We start from the raw sequence: 18,651 nt of genomic DNA on the forward strand, positions 1-18,651 counted from the left end.
GCATCGCCATGACCGCGCATAAAAAAACCAGTGGGTCGCCCCACTGGCTGGTGAAACAGCACCATTACTCAGAAACTTGTTGCCGCAGCCCCTACAGGTGCTCGCGATACTGCTTATCGGTCATCTCTTTAATGTCCCATTGCGTCAGGTGCGCCAGCATCGCCAGCCGTGCCTGTTCGGGCACCAGGCTCAGCCAGTCGGCGCGCTGGCGGCGCACCGCGCGGAAATAGCGCTGATAGAACGGTTTGGATAAGAAAGCTTTCATGATTACGTCCTCCCCTTTCATTGATGAAAATTATCGGCGTAATATAGGGAAAGAAAAATTGACGAGTTGAAGCGGGAGTGTTCCTCTTTTATGTCCACGTCCAGATTGCAGCAGCAGTTCATCCGCCTGTGGCAGCGCTGCCACGGTGAAACCACCGACACCACGCTGCAGGATCTGGCGGAGGTGCTCAGCTGCTCGCGGCGCCACGTGCGTTCCCTGCTGAGCGCCATGCAGCGGGAAGGCTGGCTCACCTGGCAGGCGGAGTCGGGGCGCGGCAAGCGTTCGCGGCTAACCTTCCACTACACCGGCCTGGCGCTGCAGCAACAGCGGGCCGAGGAGTTGCTGGAACAGGATCGCATCGATCAGCTGGTGCAACTGGTGGGCGACAAAAACGTGGTGCGCCAGATGCTGCTGTCGCAGCTGGGGCGCAGCTTCCGCCAGGGGAAGCACATCCTACGGGTGCTCTACTATCGGCAGTTGTACAATCTGCTGCCCGGCTCGGCGCTGCGGCGTTCCGAGACCCATTTGGCGCGTCAGATCTTCAACGGCCTGACGCGCATAAATGAGGAAAACGGGGAACTGGAGTCCGATCTGTCCCACCATTGGCAGGCGCTGACGCCCTTGCACTGGCGGTTTTACCTGCGCCCGGCGATCCATTTTCATCACGGCCGCGAGCTGGAGATGGCGGACGTCATCAGCTCGCTTTCGCGTCTGACCTCGCAACCGCTGTTCTCGCATATCGAAAGCGTCACCTCGCCGACGCCGTTCATTATCGACGTGCATCTGCACAGCCCCGACCACTGGCTGCCCTGGCTGTTGGGCAGCGTGCAGGCCATGATCCTGCCGCGTGAATGGCGCGAACTGCCGGATTTCGCCCGCCATCCGGTCGGCACCGGCCCCTACCGCGTGGTGCGCAATCTTCCCAGCCAGATGAAGATCCACGCCTTCGACGACTATTTCGGCTACCGGGCGCTGATCGACGAGGTGAACATCTGGGTGCTGCCGGAGTTCTCCGAAGAGCTGGTGCACTCCGGCGTGCAGCTGCAGGGCGATGAAACCGGCAAAAACGAACTGGAAAGCCGACTGGAAGAGGGCTGTTATTTCTTGCTGTTCGATCAGCGCTCCCCGCTGGCCGCCGACCCCGCCATTCGCAGCTGGCTGTGCGAATTGATCAACCCCATTTCGCTGCTGAGCCGCGCCGGGCCGCTCTACCAGCGCTACTGGTCGCCGGCGTACGGCCTGCTGCCCCGCTGGCACCACAACCGCGCTCTGGCGCAGCAGCCCAAACCGGCGGGGTTGACCGAACTGACGATGACCCACTTCAATGAGCATTCGGAGTTTCACGCCATTCGCCAGGCGATTGAACCGCTGCTGGCGCAGCACAGCATCCGCCTGATCGTGCAAAGCGTGGATTACGCCACCTGGCACCAGGGCGACGCGCGCAGCGATCTGTGGCTCGGCAGCGCCAACTTCTATCTGCCGCTGGAGTTTTCGCTGTTCGCCACGCTGTACGAACTGCCGCTGATGCAGCACTGCATGAACGAAGATCTGGCGCAGGACGCGGCGCTGTGGCGCGCCAACCGCTTGCCGCTGGCGGAGTTCTGCCAGCGTCTGGTCAGCAACCACCAGCTGCATCCGCTGTTCCACCACTGGCTGCAGCTGCACGGCCAGCGCAGCATGCGCGGCGTGCGGATGAACACCCTCGGCTGGTTCGACTTCAAGTCCGCCTGGTTTGCCCCGCCGGAGACATAAGCGCCTTTCGCCCAAGTCGGTTAATCTTTACAATAGCGCCGTCTCAACGGGGTGCGGAGAGCCGGGCCGCCTAATAAGCCCGATTTTCCGCTGAGAGCACACCCGTCGAACCTGATCCGGTCAATACCGGCGGAGGGATTTGAGCCCAGCGAACCGGCGACGCCGCCTCGCCCCCTCAGATGCCCTTGCCCCCTTATTTTTCAGGAGTGCAACGTGGTCAAAAAATATCTGCCCTGCTTATTGCTGCTGTGCGCCGCGCCGGCGTTCGCCAAGCCGACGCTGACGGTTTACACCTACGATTCCTTTGCCGCCGACTGGGGCCCTGGTCCGGCGGTGAAAAAAGCCTTCGAAGCCGAATGCGGCTGTGAACTGAAGTTCGTCGCGCTGGAAGACGGCGTCTCGCTGCTGAACCGCCTGCGCATGGAAGGCAAAAACAGCGCCGCCGACGTGGTGCTGGGGCTGGACAACAACCTGCTGCAGGCGGCGCAGCAAACCGGCCTGTTCGCGCCGAGCGGCGTCGACACCGCCAAGCTGACGGTGCCGGGCGGCTGGCAGGACGCGACCTTCGTGCCTTACGACTACGGGTACTTCGCCTTCGTCTACAACAAAGAAAAACTGAAGAACCCGCCGAAAAGCCTGCAGGAGCTGGTCAGCGGCGACCGCAACTGGAAAGTGATCTACGAAGATCCGCGCACCAGCACGCCGGGGCTCGGCCTGCTGCTGTGGATGCAAAAAGTGTATGGCGACAAGGCGCCGGCCGCCTGGCAGCAGCTGGCGAAGAAGACCGTCACCGTCACCAAAGGCTGGAGCGAGGCCTACGGCCTGTTCCTGAAAGGCGAAGGCGACCTGGTGCTCAGCTACACCACGTCTCCGGCCTATCACCTGATCGAAGAGAAAAAAGACCTTTACGCCGCCGCCACGTTCAGCGAAGGCCACTACCTGCAGGTGGAAGTGGCGGGCAAGCTGAAAGCCGCCAAACAGCCTGAGCTGGCCGAGCGCTTCATGCAGTTCATGGTGACGCCGGCATTCCAGAACACCATCCCGACCGGCAACTGGATGTACCCGGTGATCAACACCCCGCTGCCCGTCGGTTTTGAGCAGATGAACGTGCCGCAGACCGCGCTGCAATACAGCGCCGAAGAGGTGGCCAAACAACGCGGCGGTTGGATCCGGGCATGGCAAACCGCCGTCAGCCGCTGATCCCCCGCAGGCTCTGGCCGGGGCTGCTGGCCGCCGGCGTGATCCTGCTGGTCGCCGCACTGGCGATGGGCTCACTGTGGCGTCACGCGCCGGACAGCGACTGGCGCGGCCTGTGGCAGGACAGTTACCTGTGGCACGTGGTGCGCTTCACCTTCTGGCAGGCGCTGTTGTCGGCGCTGATTTCGGTGCTGCCCGCCGTTCTGCTGGCGCGTGCGCTCTATCGCCGCCGTTTCCCCGGCCGGCAGCTGCTGCTGCGGCTGTGCGCCATGACGCTGGTGCTGCCGGTGCTGGTGGCGGTGTTCGGCCTGCTCAGCGTCTATGGGCGCCAGGGCTGGCTGGCGACGCTGTGCGGCTGGCTGGGCGTCGAGTATGGCTTCTCGCCCTACGGGCTGCAGGGCATTCTACTGGCGCACCTGTTCTTTAACCTGCCGCTGGCCACCCGCCTGTTGCTGCAGGCGCTGGAGAACATTCCGGTGGAGCAGCGCCAGCTGGCCGCCCAACTGGGGATGAACGGCTGGCAGCAGTTCCGTTTCGTCGAATGGCCGGCGCTGCGTCGCCAGATCCTGCCGAGCGGCGCGCTGATCTTCATGCTGTGCTTCGCCAGCTTCGCCACCGTGCTGTCGCTGGGCGGCGGGCCGCAGGCCACCACCATCGAACTGGCGATCTACCAGGCGCTGAGTTACGACTACGATCTGGGGCGTGCCGCCATGCTGGCGCTGATCCAGCTGGGCTGTTGTCTCGGGCTGGTGTTGATCAGTCAGCGCCTGAGCCAGGCATTGCCGGTGGGGCATACCCACGCCCAGCGCTGGCGCAATCCGGAAGACAGCCTGTGGCGGCGCATCAGCGATTTTCTGCTGATCGCCGCCGCCCTGCTGCTGCTGCTGCCGCCTCTGCTGGCGGTGATCGCCGACGGCGCCAATCAGGCCATTGTCAGCGTGCTGCGCCAGCCGGTGCTGTGGCAGGCGCTGTTCACGTCGCTGCGCATCGCCCTCGGCGCCGGGCTGCTGTGCGTGGCGCTCACGATGATGCTGCTGTGGAGCAGCCGCGAGCTGAAACTGCGGCAGCAGCTGCACGGCGGCCAGGCGCTGGAGCTGAGCGGCATGGTGATCCTGGCGATGCCGGGCATCGTGCTGGCCACCGGCTTCTTCCTGCTGCTGAGCGATACAATTGGGTTGCCGCAGTCGCCCTATGCGCTGCTGATCCTCACCAATGCGCTGATGGCGGTGCCCTACGCGCTAAAGGTGTTGGAGAACCCGATGCGCGACCTCGCCGAACGTTACAATCCGCTGTGCCTGTCGCTGGATATCCGCGGCTGGCAACGGCTGCGGCTGATTGAGCTGCGCGCCCTGCGCCGCCCGCTGGCGCAGGCGCTGGCCTTCGCCTGCGTGCTGTCGATCGGCGACTTCGGCGTGGTCGCCTTGTTTGGCAACGAGCATTTCCGTACCCTGCCTTTTTACCTGTATCAGCAGATTGGCGCCTACCGCAGCAACGACGGGGCGGTGACCGCGCTGCTGTTGCTGCTGCTGTGCTTCCTGTTGTTTACCCTGATTGAACGCTTACCGGGCCGCCATGCTGACGCTTGAAAAACTGACCTACCTGTATGAACACCTGCCGATGCGCTTTGATCTGCGCATCCAGCCGGGCGAGCGCGTCGCGGTGCTCGGCCCCAGCGGCGCCGGTAAAAGCACCTTGCTGAGCCTGATCGCCGGTTTTCTGCCGGCGGCCAGCGGCCGGCTGCTGCTGAACGGCGAAGACCACACCGCCACCCCGCCGGCCAAGCGGCCGGTGTCGATGCTGTTTCAGGAGAACAACCTGTTCGCGCACCTGACGGTGGCGCAGAACATCGGGCTGGGGTTGGATCCCGGTCTGCGCTTGACTGAACAACAGCGCCAACAGCGGGAGCACATCGCCCGTCAGGTCGGCCTGGAAGAGCACCTGGAGCGCCTGCCGTCGCAACTTTCCGGCGGCCAGCGTCAGCGCGCCGCGCTGGCGCGCTGTTTGATTCGCCAACGGCCGATCCTGTTGCTCGACGAACCCTTCTCGGCGCTCGATCCGGCGCTGCGCAACGAGATGCTGCAGCTGCTGCAAACGGTATGCGAACAGCGCAACCTGACGCTGCTGATGGTGTCGCACAACCTCGACGACGCCGCACGCATCGCGCCGCGCACGCTGCTGGTGGTCGACGGCCGCATCTATTACGACGGCACGACGCAGGCCCTGATGGACGGCAGCGCGCCCGAAGCGCGCGTGCTGGGCATTTCGGGCAAAGCGTGATCTGACGCGCGTTTTTTATGCTGCGCCAATAAACCTGTTGTGCGAATTTTGCGCCTGTGTTTTTATAAAAACCTGACTTTTTTTACTGATGATAAGGTTCCCTGTGATCGCATCCTCGCTGACTTCGACCCTACTAGTTACCGCGCTACCAGCCGCGGTGGTCGTCGTGCGTGTGGTGGTGGTCGTCGGCAATGCGCCGTAGGGTCCGAATCAACGCATCGATTCCCAAACCCCGCCGGCGCAAACCGGGCGGGGTTTCTTGTTTTAGCACCCTGCCCAGCAAAGCTCACCGGCCTTGAGAAAGGACAGGAACATGGCAACTTCGGGCACGCCTCAACCGAGTACCCGCTTCACCGGCGCACAATTGATCGTTCATCTGCTGGAGCGTCAGGGCATTACCACCGTCGCCGGCATTCCCGGCGGCGCCGCGCTGCCGCTGTATGACGCGCTGAGCCAAAGCACCCGCATTCACCACGTGCTGGCGCGCCACGAACAGGGCGCGGGCTTTATGGCGCAAGGCATGGCGCGCGCCAACGGCAAGGCGGCGGTGTGCATCGCCTCCAGCGGGCCGGGCGCCACCAACCTGGTCACCGCCATCGCCGACGCCAAGCTCGACTCCATTCCGCTGGTGTGCATCACCGGTCAGGTGCCCTCCTCGATGATCGGCACCGACGCCTTCCAGGAAGTGGATACCTACGGCATTTCCATCCCGATCACCAAGCACAACCATCTGGTGCGCGATATCCGTGAACTGCCGCAGGTGATTGGCGACGCCTTCCGTATCGCCGAGTCCGGCCGCCCCGGACCGGTCTGGATCGATGTGCCGAAAGACGTGCAAACCGCCACCATCACGCTGGAAGAGCTGCCGCCGATCGCCGTGCCGGACGCCGCTCCAAGCTTCGATCCGGCGCTGGTTTCGCAAGCGGCCGCGATGATCAATCAGGCGAAACGCCCGATCCTCTACCTGGGCGGCGGCATCATCTGCGCCGACGCCCACCGGCAAGCGGTGGAACTGGCCGAACGCGCCGGTCTGCCCACCACCATGACGCTGATGGCGCTGGGCGCGATGCCGGTGGAACACCCGCTGTCGCTGGGCATGCTGGGCATGCACGCGGCACGCAGCACCAACTTCATTCTGCAGGAAGCCGATCTGCTGATCGTGCTGGGCGCGCGCTTCGACGATCGGGCGATCGGCAAAACCGAGCAGTTCTGCCCTAACGCCGCCATCATTCATGTGGATATCGACCGCGCCGAGCTGGGCAAGGTCAAACAGGCCAACGTGGCGATCCATGCCGACGTCGGCCAGGTGCTGCGCCAGCTGCTGCCGCAGATCGACACGCAGCCGCGCAGCGCATGGCTGAACACCGTCAATGACCTGAAACGCGAATTCCCGTTCAACATGCCGAACGCCGACGATCCGCTGAGCCATTACGGCCTGGTGCTGGCCGCCGCGCGCTGTGTGGACGACAGCGCCATCATCACCACCGACGTAGGCCAGCATCAGATGTGGGTGGCGCAAGCCTATCCGCTGAGCCGGCCGCGCCAGTGGCTGACGTCGGGCGGTCTGGGCACCATGGGCTTCGGTCTGCCGGCGGCTATCGGCGCAGCGCTGGCGGAGCCCGAGCGCAAAGTGCTGTGCTTCTCCGGCGACGGCAGCCTGATGATGAACATTCAGGAAATGGCCACCGCGGTCGAGCACAATCTGGACGTGAAAATCATTTTGATGAACAACCAGGCGCTGGGGCTGGTGCACCAGCAGCAAACCCTGTTCTACCAGCAGCGCATCTTCGCCGCCGCCTACCCGAAGCGCACCGACTTCCTGAAGATCGCCGCCGGATTCGGGCTGGATACCTGCGATCTGAACGCCGCGGAAGATCCGCAGGCGGCGCTGGCCGAGGCGATCCAACGCCCGGGCCCCTGCCTGATCCACGCGCTGATCGATATCAACGAAAAAGTATTCCCGATGGTGCCGCCGGGCGCCGCCAACATCGACATGATTGGAGAATAAGCCATGCTGCAACCACAAGATAAACCCCAAGTGATCCTGGAGCTGGCAGTGCGTAACCATCCCGGCGTGATGTCGCACGTTTGCGGGCTGTTCGCCCGCCGCGCGTTCAACGTCGAAGGCATTCTGTGTCTGCCGCTAAAGGACGGCCAGCAGAGCCGCATTTGGCTATTGGTCGCCGACGATCAGCGGCTGGAGCAAATGATCAGCCAGGTGGAAAAGCTGGAAGACGTGCTGCAGGTGAAGCGCCACAGCGAAGACGTGCGGGTATTTGAACAGTTGGAAGCGTTCTTCCAATAAGGCGAACGGGGGCTTTCGCCCCCTTTGGTCATTGACCCGACAACACCTGCCACAGCAGGTGGCGATACACCGGCATCAGCGGCTGCTGACTCAGCGCATAACCGACCGCCAGCGCCGCCAGCCAACTCAATCCGCAAACCACGCGCAGCCGCAGCGGCGTCAGCCAACGGCTCAGTCGATCGGCGTTGCGCTTACCCTCACGCCACCAACGCCAGCTCAACCATACCGCCAGCCAGACCAGCAGCGCCGCCGCGAGCAGCAGCCACTTGAACATCGCGCTGTCGGCGCCGGCGGGAATATCGATCGCCACGCCCGCCAGAATGCCGGGGAAGAAATAAACCGGCGGCCAGGTCAGGCAACCGATGATGTTCGGCAGCGCGAACTTGTACGGCGGCAAATCGAGCATGCCGGCCACCATTGGCACCAGCGGGCGCGTCGGGCCGACGAAGCGGCCGATCAGAATGGTCGCCATGCTGTGCTGGTGCAAGGCATGCTCGGTTTTGTCGAGCAGCGCCTTGTTCTTCTTCAGGAATGACCAACGGTGTAAAGGCCCCTTGAACGCGCGGCCGACGAAATAAGAGATCCAGTCGCCGAGCAGACAGCCGACGATGCCCGCCGCCCAGGCGTAGTAAAAGTCCACCTTGCCGCTGCCGATCAGCGCGCCGATGCTGGCCATCATCACCGTGCCGGGCAGCAACAGCCCCACCAGCGCCAGCGACTCCAGAAAAGCGACCAGCAGGACGACCATCAGGGTGAAAGCCAGTGACTGGGTGATCAAATCTTGTAAATAGGCTTCCATTACACCTCTGCGGATTATTCGGGCCAAACGGGGCGGAGGATTTTCCAGCGCCGCCGCTGACGAGTCAATCGATGAATTGTATGCGTATTTGGCAACGCCGCGCGGCGATGGACAATTACTGTATAAAAACCCATACTATAATTTATCTATATTAGCGCCAAAACCGACATCACGCTGAACGTCGCGCACGCCGCCCGGTGGAAAACGAAGGGGTTATGACTGCACTGCAACAGGGTTTCCTGCTCACTCGCCACTGGCGCGACACGCCTGCCGGCACCGAGGTCGAATTTTGGCTGGCGACCGACGCAGGCCCGCGTCAGCTGCGTCTGCCGCCGCAGACCTCGGTGGCGTTTATCCCCGCCGAACAAAGGCAGCGCGCGGAACTGCTGCTGCGGGAAGAGCGGCAAGTCGAACTAAAACCGCTGGCGCTGACGGATTTTCATCACCGCCCGATGCTGGGGCTATACTGCCGCCAGCACCGTCAGCTCATCAAGCTGGAAAAACTGCTGCGGGAAGGCGGCGTTACGGTCTACGAGGCCGACATTCGCCCGCCGGAGCGCTACCTGATGGAACGCTTCATCACCGCGCCGGTATGGTTCAACGGCAGCCCCGACGGCGGCGGCCCGTTGCTCAACGGCCAGATGAAGCCGGCGCCGGAGTACCGTCCAACGCTAAAACTGGTGTCGCTGGATATCGAAACCACCGCCCACGGCGAACTTTACTCTATCGCGCTGGAGGGCTGCGGCCAGCGTCAGGTCTATATGCTGGGGCCGGCCAACGGCGGCGATGCGCCGCTGGATTTCGATCTGGAGTACTGCGCCAGCCGCCCTCAGCTGCTGGAGCGGTTGAACGCCTGGCTGGAGCGGCACGATCCCGACGCCATCATCGGCTGGAACCTGGTGCAGTTCGATCTGCGAGTGCTGCAGAAGCACGCCGAGCGCTACCAAATCCCGCTGCGGCTGGGACGTGGCGGCAACCTGCTGGAGTGGCGCGAGCATGGCTTCAAGCAAAATCACTTTTTCGCCGCCGCCGCCGGCCGCCTGATCATCGACGGCATCGAGGCGCTGAAATCCGCCACCTGGAATTTTCCCTCCTTCAGCCTGGAGTACGTTTCGCAGGAACTGCTGGGCGAAGGCAAGGCGATCGACAATCCTTATCAACGCATGGCGGAGATCGACCGGCGCTTCGCCGAAGACAAGCCGGCGCTGGCACGCTACAACCTGAAGGACTGTGAACTGGTGACGCGCATCTTCGCCAAGGCCGATCTACTCAACTTCCTGCTGGAGCGCGCCACCGTCACCGGGCTGGCGGCCGATCGCAGCGGCGGATCGGTGGCGGCCTTCAGCCACCTCTATATGCCGCGCATGCATCGCCTGGGCTTTGTCGCCCCCAACCTCGGCGAACAGCCGGAGGAACACAGCCCCGGCGGCTTTGTGATGGATTCCCGGCCCGGCCTGTACGACTCGGTGCTGGTGCTGGACTATAAAAGTCTGTACCCGTCGATCATCCGCACCTTCTTGATCGATCCGGTCGGATTGGTGGAAGGCATGCGCCACCCAAACGACGCCGACTCGGTGCCCGGCTTTCGCAACGCCCGCTTCTCGCGCAGCAAACACTGCCTGCCGGCGATCGTCGAGCAGATCTGGCAAGGGCGCGAGGCCGCCAAACGCCAGCACAACAAGCCGCTGTCGCAGGCGCTGAAGATCATCATGAACGCGCTGTACGGCGTGCTGGGATCGAGCGGCTGCCGCTTCTTCGATCCGCGTCTGGCGTCGTCGATCACCCTGCGCGGCCACGAGATCATGCGCCAAACCCGCGAGCTGATCGAAGCCGAAGGGTATCAGGTGATTTACGGCGACACTGACTCCACCTTCGTTTGGTTGAAACAGCCGCATGACGAGCAGCAGGCGGCGCAGATCGGCCGGGCGCTGGTGCAGCGGGTCAACGCCTGGTGGCAACAGCATCTGCAGCAGCAGTTCGGGCTGGAGAACGCGCTGGAACTGGAGTTCGAAACCCACTATTCCCGCTTCCTGATGCCGACCATTCGCGGCGCCGAACAGGGCAGCAAAAAACGCTACGCCGGCCTGGTCGCGCGCGCCGACGGCCAGGAAGAGATGGTGTACAAAGGCCTGGAAACGGTGCGCACCGACTGGACGCCGCTGGCGCAGCAGTTCCAGCAGCAGCTCTATCAGCGCATCTTCAAACAACAGCCCTACCAGGACTATGTGCGCGACTACGTCGGCAAAACCCTGAACGGCGACTTCGACGATCAATTGGTATACCGCAAACGGCTGCGCAGAAAGCTCGACGACTATCAGCGCAACGTGCCGCCGCACGCCCGCGCCGCGCGCATCGCCGACGACTACAACCGCAGTCAGGGGCGGCCGCTGCAGTATCAGAACGGCGGCTGGATCAGCTACGTGATGACCGTCGCCGGGCCGGAACCGCTGGAAACCCGCCATTCGCCCATCGATTATCAGCACTACCTCGAACGTCAGCTGCAACCGGTGGCAGACGCTATACTCCCTTTCTTGCACGACGACTTCACCACGCTGGTCACCGGGCAGATGGGGCTGTTTTGAGATTGCGCCAGGTTAAGAAAAATCATCCGGTTTTGCAGGTGACGAACGCGCCGCCTTCCATTACCATAGCGCCCTTCCCAAAACTGAACCACGCTTAGCCCTGCCGTCTCGCGACGTCTGCATGGCGTGAACGGCTATTGCCCGCCAAATTTAAAACAAACCGGGATTAGCAGACGTTCAGTACAGGTGCCGCGGCCCTTCCCGCCCGGTAACAAGACTTACTTACAAAGAATCGAGCCGACAATATATGCCTTTTACTCTTGGTCAACGCTGGATCAGCGACACGGAAAGCGAATTAGGACTGGGCACCGTCGTGGCGCTGGATGCGCGCATGATTACCCTGCTTTTCCCCGCCACCGGTGAAAACCGCCTCTATGCCAGAAACGATTCGCCGATCACCCGCGTGATGTTCAACCCGGGCGATACCGTCAGCAGCCATGAGGGATGGCAGCTGCAGGTGGAAGAGGTGAAAGAGGAAAACGGTCTGTTGACCTATATCGGCACCCGCCTGGACACCCAGGAAAGCGGCGTGGCGATGCGCGAAGTGCTGCTGGACAGCAAACTGACCTTCAGCAAGCCGCAGGATCGCCTGTTCGCCGGCCAAATCGACCGCATGGATCGTTTCGCGCTGCGTTTTCGCGCCCGCAAATACCAGAGCGAGCAGTATCGCCTGCCGTTCGCCGGCCTGCGCGGCATGCGCGCCAGCCTGATCCCGCACCAGCTGCACATCGCTCATGAAGTCGGCCAGCGCCATGCGCCGCGCGTTCTGCTGGCGGACGAAGTCGGCCTCGGCAAAACCATCGAAGCCGGCATGATCATCCACCAGCAACTGCTGGCGGGCCGCGCCGAGCGCGTGCTGATCGTGGTGCCGGAAACGCTGCAGCACCAGTGGCTGGTGGAGATGATGCGCCGCTTCAACCTCTACTTCTCGCTGTTCGACGACAGCCGCTACGCCGAAGCCAAGCTCGACAGCAGCAACCCGTTCGAGACCGAACAGCTGGTGATCTGCTCGCTGGACTTCGTGCGCCGCAACAAGCAGCGCCTGGAAGAGCTGGCGGACGCCCAGTGGGATCTGCTGGTGGTCGATGAAGCGCACCACCTGGCCTGGAGCGAAGAAGCGCCGAGCCGCGAATATCAGGTGATCGAACAGCTGGCCGAGCATATCCCCGGCGTGCTGCTGCTGACCGCCACCCCGGAACAGCTGGGTCAACAGAGCCACTTTGCGCGCCTGCGCCTGCTCGATCCGAACCGTTTCCACGACTACGGCGAGTTCGTCGCCGAACAGCAGAAATACCGTCCGGTGGCCGACGCCGTCACCCTGCTGCTGAGCGGTGAACGCCTGGCCGACGACAAGCTGAACCTGCTGGGCGAGCTGATCGACGAGCAGGACATCGAACCGCTGCTCAAAGCGGCCAACAGCGAAGGCGACAACGCCGAGCAGGCGCGCCAGGAGCTGGTGGCCATGCTGATGGATCGCCACGGCACCAGCCGCGTGCTGTTCCGCAACACCCGTAACGGCGTGAAGGGCTTCCCGCACCGCAACCTGCACCAGATCAAGCTGCCGTTGCCAACCCAATATCAGACCGCGATCAAAGTGTCCGGCATCATGGGCGCCAAGAAATCCGTCGAAGCGCGCGCGCGCGACATGCTGTATCCGGAGCAGATCTACCAGGAATTCGAAGGCGAAAACGCCACCTGGTGGAACTTCGACCCGCGCGTCGAATGGTTGCTGGATTACCTGCTGGCCAACCGCAACGAAAAGGTGCTGGTGATCTGCGCCAAAGCCGATACCGCGCTGCAGTTGGAGCAGGTGCTGCGCGAGCGTGAAGCGATCCGCGCCGCGGTGTTCCACGAAGGGCTGTCGATCATCGAGCGCGACCGCGCCGCCGCCTACTTCGCCTCCGAAGAAGAAGGCGCGCAGGTGCTGCTGTGTTCCGAGATCGGTTCCGAAGGCCGCAACTTCCAGTTCGCCAGCCAGCTGGTGATGTTCGATTTGCCGTTCAACCCGGATCTGCTGGAACAGCGCATCGGCCGTCTGGACCGTATCGGCCAGATGCACGATATCCAAATCATGGTGCCTTACCTGGAGCACACCGCACAGGCGGTGCTGGGCCGCTGGTTCCACGAAGGGCTCGACGCCTTCGAACACACCTGCCCGACCGGCCGCACCATCTACGACAGCTGCTACGAGCAGTTGATCGGCTATCTGGCCGCGCCGACCGAGCAGGAAGGCCTGGACGAATTCATCCACGCCTGCCGCCAGCAGCATGACCAGTTGAAAGCGCAGCTGGAACAAGGCCGCGACCGTCTGCTGGAGATGCACTCCAACGGCGGCGACAAGGCCCAGGCGCTGGCCGCCGCCATCGCCGAGCAAGATAACGACGTCAACCTGGTGGGCTTCGCGCTCAACCTGTTCGACATCGTCGGCATCAATCAGGAAGATCGCAGCGACAATCTGATCGTGCTGACGCCGTCCGACCATATGCTGGTGCCGGACTTTCCGGGCCTGCCGCAGGACGGCTGCACCGTCACCTTCGATCGCGATCGGGCGCTGTCGCGCGAAGACGCGCAGTTCGTCAGCTGGGAACACCCGATCATCCGCAACGGCCTGGATCTGATCCTGTCCGGCGATACCGGCAGCTGCGCGGTGTCCCTGTTGAAAAACAAAGCGTTGCCGGTCGGCACCCTGCTGGTTGAGCTGGTGTACGTGGTGGAAGCCCAGGCGCCGAAACACCTGCAGCTGACCCGCTTCCTGCCGCCGACGCCGATCCGCATGCTGATGGATCGCAAGGGCACCAACCTGGCGGCGCAGGTCGAGTTCGAAAGCTTCAACCGCCAGTTGAACGCGGTCAACCGTCACACCTCCAGCAAGCTGGTCAACGCCGTGCAGCAAGACGTGCACGCCATGCTGCAGCAGGCGGAAAGCCTGGTGGAAGCGCAGGCGCGCACGCTGATCGAACAGGCGAAGCAAGAAGCGGACGACAAGCTGAGCGCCGAGCTGGCGCGTCTGGAAGCGCTGAAGGCGGTCAACCCGAACATCCGCGACGACGAAGTCGAAGCGCTGGAGTTCAACCGCCGTCAGGTGCTGGCCAACCTCAATGAAGCCGGCTGGCGCCTGGACGCCATTCGTCTGGTGGTGGTCACCCACCAGTAACCGGCGCGACATGGGGAGGCAACCGTCTCCCCGTTCAGCCCTTTTCGCGGAGCCAAGATGGAACCCTACAATCCCCCGCAGGACCCGCTGCACATCCTGTATCAGGATGAACACATCATGGTGGTCAACAAGCCCAGCGGCTTGCTGTCGGTGCCCGGCCGCGCGCCGGAGAACAAAGACAGCCTGATGACCCGCATTCAGGCCGATCATCCGGCCGCCGAATCGGTGCACCGGCTGGACATGGCCACCAGCGGGGTGATCGTGGTGGCGCTCAACAAGGCCGCCGAACGTGAGCTGAAGCGTCAATTCCGCGAACGCGAGCCGAAGAAATCCTATATCGCCCGCGTTTGGGGGCATATGGAACATGACGAAGGACTGGTGGATTTGCCGCTGATCTGCGATTGGCCGAACCGGCCGCTGCAAAAGGTGTGTTTTGACACCGGCAAAGCGGCGCAAACGGAATATCAGGTGCTGTCGCGCGACGCCGACGGCAGCACGCGCGTGAAGCTGACGCCGATCACCGGCCGCTCGCATCAGCTGCGGGTGCACATGCTGGCGCTGGGGCATCCGATCCTCGGCGACGGTTTCTACGCCCCGCCGGAGGCTAAGGCGATGGCGCCACGGCTACAGCTGCATGCGCAAGAGCTACGCATCACCCACCCCGCCTTCCAGACGCCGATGCACTTTCGCGCCGAGCCGGATTTCTGAGCCCACCGCTCAGGGATACCCTAAATAATTCGAGTTGCAGGAAGGCGGCAACCAAGCGCAGCCCCGGGAGCGTACAAAAAGTACGTGACCGGGGTAAGCGCGGGCAGCCAATACACCTGCGGCTCGAAGTATGACGGGTATCGTTATTTGAAGCCTTTCTCGCGTTTGATCAGGTCGTACGCCGCCTGGATCTCCTGCGCTTTCTGCTTGGCCATTTCCATCATCTGCGGCGGCAAGCCCTTCGCCACCAGCTTATCCGGATGGTGTTCGCTCATCAGCTTGCGGTAGGCGCGTTTGATGGTGGCGGCATCGTCGCTGCTGCGCACGCCGAGCACCTTGCAGGCATCGTCGAGCGTCGGGCCGCGCTGAGCCTGCTGATAGCCGCCCTGCGAATACCCGCCCTGCTGACCGCCGCCGAACTGACGCCCGCCCTCCATCATGCTGAGGAACTGATCGAACTGCGCGCGCGAAATGCCGAGTTCTTCGGCGATGACGTACAGCACCTGACGTTCGTTCGGGTGCAGCGAGCCGTCGGCAAACGCCGCCTGGATCTGAATTTCCAGAAACATCCGAATCAGATCGAAGCGGCCGAAACAGATGCTGCGGAACTGCTGCAGCGTCTCACGCAGCGGGAACTGGCTCTGTTTGCCCTCGCGGAACGCCTGCTGCGCCGCGGTGCGCGCTTCGCCGTGCAGCTGCAGGCGATCCATGAACAGGCTGGCGATCTGGATATCCGCCTCGGTAACGCGTCCCTTGGATTTGGTCAGGTGGCCCATCACCTGAAAAGTGGTGCGGAAAAACAGCGTTTGCCGCGTTTGCTGGTCGGTGAAAAACCCCCGGCTGCGCTTGTTGCTGCGCGCCGTATCGATCATATGACCGATAATCAGCCCCAGAACTACACCCCAGAATCCCGCGCCAGACCAGATGGCGACGATGACGCCGAGCAGTTTTCCCCAATACTGCATATACTCCTCAATTATCATGCCGAAAGCCGCCCGCTCTCCTTCGCTTCAGGAAAGGGCGCAGGCGATTTTTCCTAGAATTTGGATTATCATACCTGTCATTTATCTTTGCGCCTAACGACGACGCAAGTAAACGGCTGGATTTAGCACTAGCGCAACGCAGATGAGTAATATAGTCTCTGACCGTTTGCCGGACACGACGCCTCTGATGACGGAACACCAAAACCGCGTATGAAAAAAAGTTTCCCAACACTGCTGGCCACGATGATTTGGACGGCACTCTACAGTCAGCATGCGCTGGCTGATCTGGCCGAGCAATGCATGCTTGGCGTTCCCGTTTACGACAAGCCTTTGGTCAGCGGCGATCCGAACAGCCAGCCGGTGACCATCAATGCCGATGACTCGCGCGCCGACTACCCGAAAAGCGCCCTGTTCAGCGGCAACGTGCATATCGAGCAGGGCAACAGCACCCTGACCGCCAAAGAAGTCGAGCTGAACCAGACGGAAAACCCTGGCCAGACGGAACCGGTGCGCACCGTCACCGCCACCGGCGACGTGCACTACAGCGACAATCAGATCAAACTGAAAGGCCCGAAGGCCTGGTCGAACCTGAATACCAAAGATACCGACGTCTATGAAGGCGACTACCAGATGGTCGGCCGTCAGGGGCGCGGCGACGCCGACAAGATGAAAATGCGCGGCGCCAACCGTTACACCATCCTGGAAAACGGCACCTTTACCTCCTGTCTGCCGGGCGACGACAGCTGGAGCGTGGTCGGTTCCGAAGTGATCCACGATCGCGAAGAGCAGGTGGCGGAAATATGGAACGCCCGCTTCCGCATCGGCGGCGTGCCGGTGTTCTACAGCCCGTACCTGCAGCTGCCGGTCGGCGACAAGCGCCGTTCCGGTTTCCTGATCCCCAACGCCAAGTACGGCAGCAACAACGGCTTCGAGTTCATGTTGCCGTACTACTGGAACATCGCACCGAACTACGATGCCACCATCACGCCACACTATATGTCCAAGCGCGGCCTGCAGTGGCAGACCGAGTTCCGCTATCTGGTGCAGCCGGGCCTCGGCCTGATGGAGTTCGACTGGCTGCCGGACGACAAGGAATACGGCAAAGATCATGAGGACAGCAAACGCTGGCTGTTCTACTGGAACCACAACGGCGTCATGGATCAGGTGTGGCGCTTCAACGTCGACTACACCAAGGTCAGCGATTCCAAATACTTCACCGATCTGGACTCCAAGTACGGTTCCACTACCGACGGCTACGCTACGCAGAAATTCAGCCTCGGCTACGCCAACGAAAACTGGAACGCCACGCTGAGCTCCAAGCAGTTCCAGATTTACGACGATACCGATCGTTCACAGTCGGAGTCGTATAAAGTCCAGCCGCAGCTGGATCTGAACTATTACAAGAACGACCTCGGTCCGTTCGACTTCCATATTTACGGCCAGGCGGCCAAGTTCACCAGCGTCAACCCGTACAGCCCGGACGCCACCCGTCTGCATATGGAGCCGACGCTGAGTCTGCCGCTCACCAACGGCTGGGCCAGCCTGAACACCGAAGCCAAAGTGATGGCGACCCACTACCAGCAGGATATTCCTGACGGTTTCGCCGCCAACTACCAGAGCCGCAAAGGCGTCGCTGCGCCGGATCTTGATGACTCGGTCAACCGCGTACTGCCTCAATTCAAGGTCGACGGCAAGCTGGTGTTCGAGCGGCCGATGATCTGGGCCGAAGGCGCCACCCAGACGCTGGAGCCGCGCGTGCAGTACCTGTACGTGCCGTACCGCGACCAGAGCAACATCTACACCTACGACACCACGCTGCTGCAGACCGACTACTCCGGCCTGTTCCGCGACCGCACCTACAGCGGCCTGGATCGCATCGCTTCGCAGAACCGCGTATCCACCGGTTTGACCACGCGCATTTATGATGACGCGCTGGTGGAACGTTTTAACGCTTCCGTGGGTCAAATCTACTACTTCAGCCGTTCGCGCACCGGCGATCAGGTGACGGGATACGACAACAACGACGATACCGGCAGCGTGGCCTGGGCCGGCGATACCTATTGGAAAATCGACGATCGTTGGGGCCTGCGCGGCGGCCTGCAGTACGACACCCGCCTGAACAGCGTCTCGCTGGGCAACGGCGTGGTGGAATACCGCCAGGACGCCGAGCGCGTGGTGCAGCTGAACTACCGTTACGCCACGCCGGAATACATCCAGACAGCGTTGAACACCAAAACGATTCCGGCCTTCCAGGACGGCATCTCGCAGGTGGGCATCACCGGCAGCTGGCCGATCGCCGATCGTTGGGCGGTCGTCGGGGCGTACTACTACGACACCCGCGCCAAACAATCCGCCGATCAGCTGGTGGGGCTGAAGTATAACACCTGCTGCTGGGCGGTGACCCTGGGCTATGAGCGCAAGATCACCGACTGGAACAACAGCAACAATACCAGCGTTTACGACAACAGAGTTTCGTTCAACGTCGAACTGCGCGGCCTGAGCAGCGATCATAGTCTCGGCTCCGCGGAAATGATGCGCTCCGGCATTCTGCCGTATCAGCGCGCATTCTGACGCTTTGCAACACTTTGAAAACGAGAACTTTCACCCGCATTTGCGGATTACATAATGG

At 62.3% G+C, this 18,651-nt stretch carries 14 protein-coding genes and 1 riboswitch; of the genes, 11 read left to right on the forward strand and 3 right to left on the reverse strand.

The window, feature by feature from the left end:
• Nucleotides 1-91: 91 nt before the first annotated feature.
• On the reverse strand, nt 92-265 hold the full coding sequence (sgrT, locus tag ACMGGK_RS20085; RefSeq protein WP_016929104.1) for a glucose uptake inhibitor SgrT: 174 nt from the start codon (nt 263-265) through the stop codon (nt 92-94).
• A 90-nt stretch (nt 266-355) separates the two neighbouring features.
• On the opposite strand from sgrT, the gene sgrR reads away from it, so the two are divergent.
• The 7 genes from sgrR to ilvN all read left to right on the forward strand — a co-directional run bounded on the left by sgrR (nt 356) and on the right by ilvN (nt 7,796).
• Complete coding sequence (gene sgrR / locus ACMGGK_RS20090) at nt 356-2,017, forward strand: HTH-type transcriptional regulator SgrR (RefSeq protein ID WP_420277154.1); 1,662 nt, start codon at nt 356-358, stop codon at nt 2,015-2,017.
• A gap of 37 nt (nt 2,018-2,054) precedes the next feature.
• Nucleotides 2,055-2,173, forward strand: a riboswitch (TPP riboswitch).
• Between the two features lie 57 nt (nt 2,174-2,230).
• On the forward strand, nt 2,231-3,217 hold the full coding sequence (thiB, locus tag ACMGGK_RS20095) for a thiamine ABC transporter substrate binding subunit (protein WP_049300146.1): 987 nt from the start codon (nt 2,231-2,233) through the stop codon (nt 3,215-3,217).
• On the forward strand, nt 3,193-4,800 hold the full coding sequence (gene thiP, locus ACMGGK_RS20100; protein WP_420277155.1) for a thiamine/thiamine pyrophosphate ABC transporter permease ThiP: 1,608 nt from the start codon (nt 3,193-3,195) through the stop codon (nt 4,798-4,800). Before thiB ends, thiP begins: the two co-directional genes overlap by 25 nt.
• Complete coding sequence (gene thiQ, locus ACMGGK_RS20105; RefSeq protein WP_079450076.1) at nt 4,787-5,491, forward strand: thiamine ABC transporter ATP-binding protein ThiQ; 705 nt, start codon at nt 4,787-4,789, stop codon at nt 5,489-5,491. The genes thiP and thiQ overlap by 14 nt, the downstream gene beginning before the upstream one ends.
• Before the next feature lie 88 nt (nt 5,492-5,579).
• Entirely contained in the window at nt 5,580-5,693 is a 114-nt protein-coding gene (ivbL, locus tag ACMGGK_RS20110) for an ilvB operon leader peptide IvbL (protein ID WP_154747116.1), read from the forward strand.
• A 111-nt stretch (nt 5,694-5,804) separates the two neighbouring features.
• Complete coding sequence (gene ilvB / locus ACMGGK_RS20115; RefSeq protein ID WP_028127860.1) at nt 5,805-7,499, forward strand: acetolactate synthase large subunit; 1,695 nt, start codon at nt 5,805-5,807, stop codon at nt 7,497-7,499.
• Nucleotides 7,500-7,502: 3 nt separating this feature from the next.
• Nucleotides 7,503-7,796, forward strand: coding sequence for an acetolactate synthase small subunit (gene ilvN / locus ACMGGK_RS20120; RefSeq protein WP_016929110.1), 294 nt, complete (start codon nt 7,503-7,505; stop codon nt 7,794-7,796).
• 28 nt (nt 7,797-7,824) lie between these two features.
• Here ilvN and ACMGGK_RS20125 read toward each other — a convergent pair whose 3' ends face one another.
• A complete protein-coding gene (locus ACMGGK_RS20125) occupies nt 7,825-8,595 on the reverse strand; it encodes a DedA family protein (RefSeq protein ID WP_016929111.1) in 771 nt (256 codons plus the stop codon).
• A 215-nt stretch (nt 8,596-8,810) separates the two neighbouring features.
• On the opposite strand from ACMGGK_RS20125, the gene ACMGGK_RS20130 reads away from it, so the two are divergent.
• The 3 genes from ACMGGK_RS20130 (at nt 8,811) to rluA (ending at nt 15,039) form a co-directional block, all read left to right on the forward strand.
• Nucleotides 8,811-11,177, forward strand: coding sequence for a DNA polymerase II (locus ACMGGK_RS20130; protein WP_176063678.1), 2,367 nt, complete (start codon nt 8,811-8,813; stop codon nt 11,175-11,177).
• A 247-nt stretch (nt 11,178-11,424) separates the two neighbouring features.
• The gene (gene rapA / locus ACMGGK_RS20135) at nt 11,425-14,331 is read left to right on the forward strand and encodes an RNA polymerase-associated protein RapA (protein WP_028127862.1); all 2,907 of its coding nucleotides are present in this window, start codon (nt 11,425-11,427) and stop codon (nt 14,329-14,331) included.
• Nucleotides 14,332-14,388: 57 nt separating this feature from the next.
• Nucleotides 14,389-15,039, forward strand: coding sequence for a bifunctional tRNA pseudouridine(32) synthase/23S rRNA pseudouridine(746) synthase RluA (gene rluA, locus ACMGGK_RS20140; RefSeq protein ID WP_016929114.1), 651 nt, complete (start codon nt 14,389-14,391; stop codon nt 15,037-15,039).
• Nucleotides 15,040-15,182: 143 nt separating this feature from the next.
• Here the strand turns inward: rluA and djlA are convergent, their stop codons facing one another.
• Complete coding sequence (djlA, locus tag ACMGGK_RS20145; RefSeq protein ID WP_015376627.1) at nt 15,183-16,004, reverse strand: co-chaperone DjlA; 822 nt, start codon at nt 16,002-16,004, stop codon at nt 15,183-15,185.
• A 228-nt stretch (nt 16,005-16,232) separates the two neighbouring features.
• Here djlA and lptD point away from each other — a divergent pair, with 228 nt between their 5' ends.
• Nucleotides 16,233-18,593, forward strand: coding sequence for an LPS assembly protein LptD (lptD, locus tag ACMGGK_RS20150; RefSeq protein WP_016929115.1), 2,361 nt, complete (start codon nt 16,233-16,235; stop codon nt 18,591-18,593).
• Nucleotides 18,594-18,651: the final 58 nt, after the last annotated feature.

This window comes from Serratia sp. BNK-33-b, assembly GCF_048684565.1.
Classification (GTDB): domain Bacteria; phylum Pseudomonadota; class Gammaproteobacteria; order Enterobacterales; family Enterobacteriaceae; genus Serratia; species Serratia marcescens.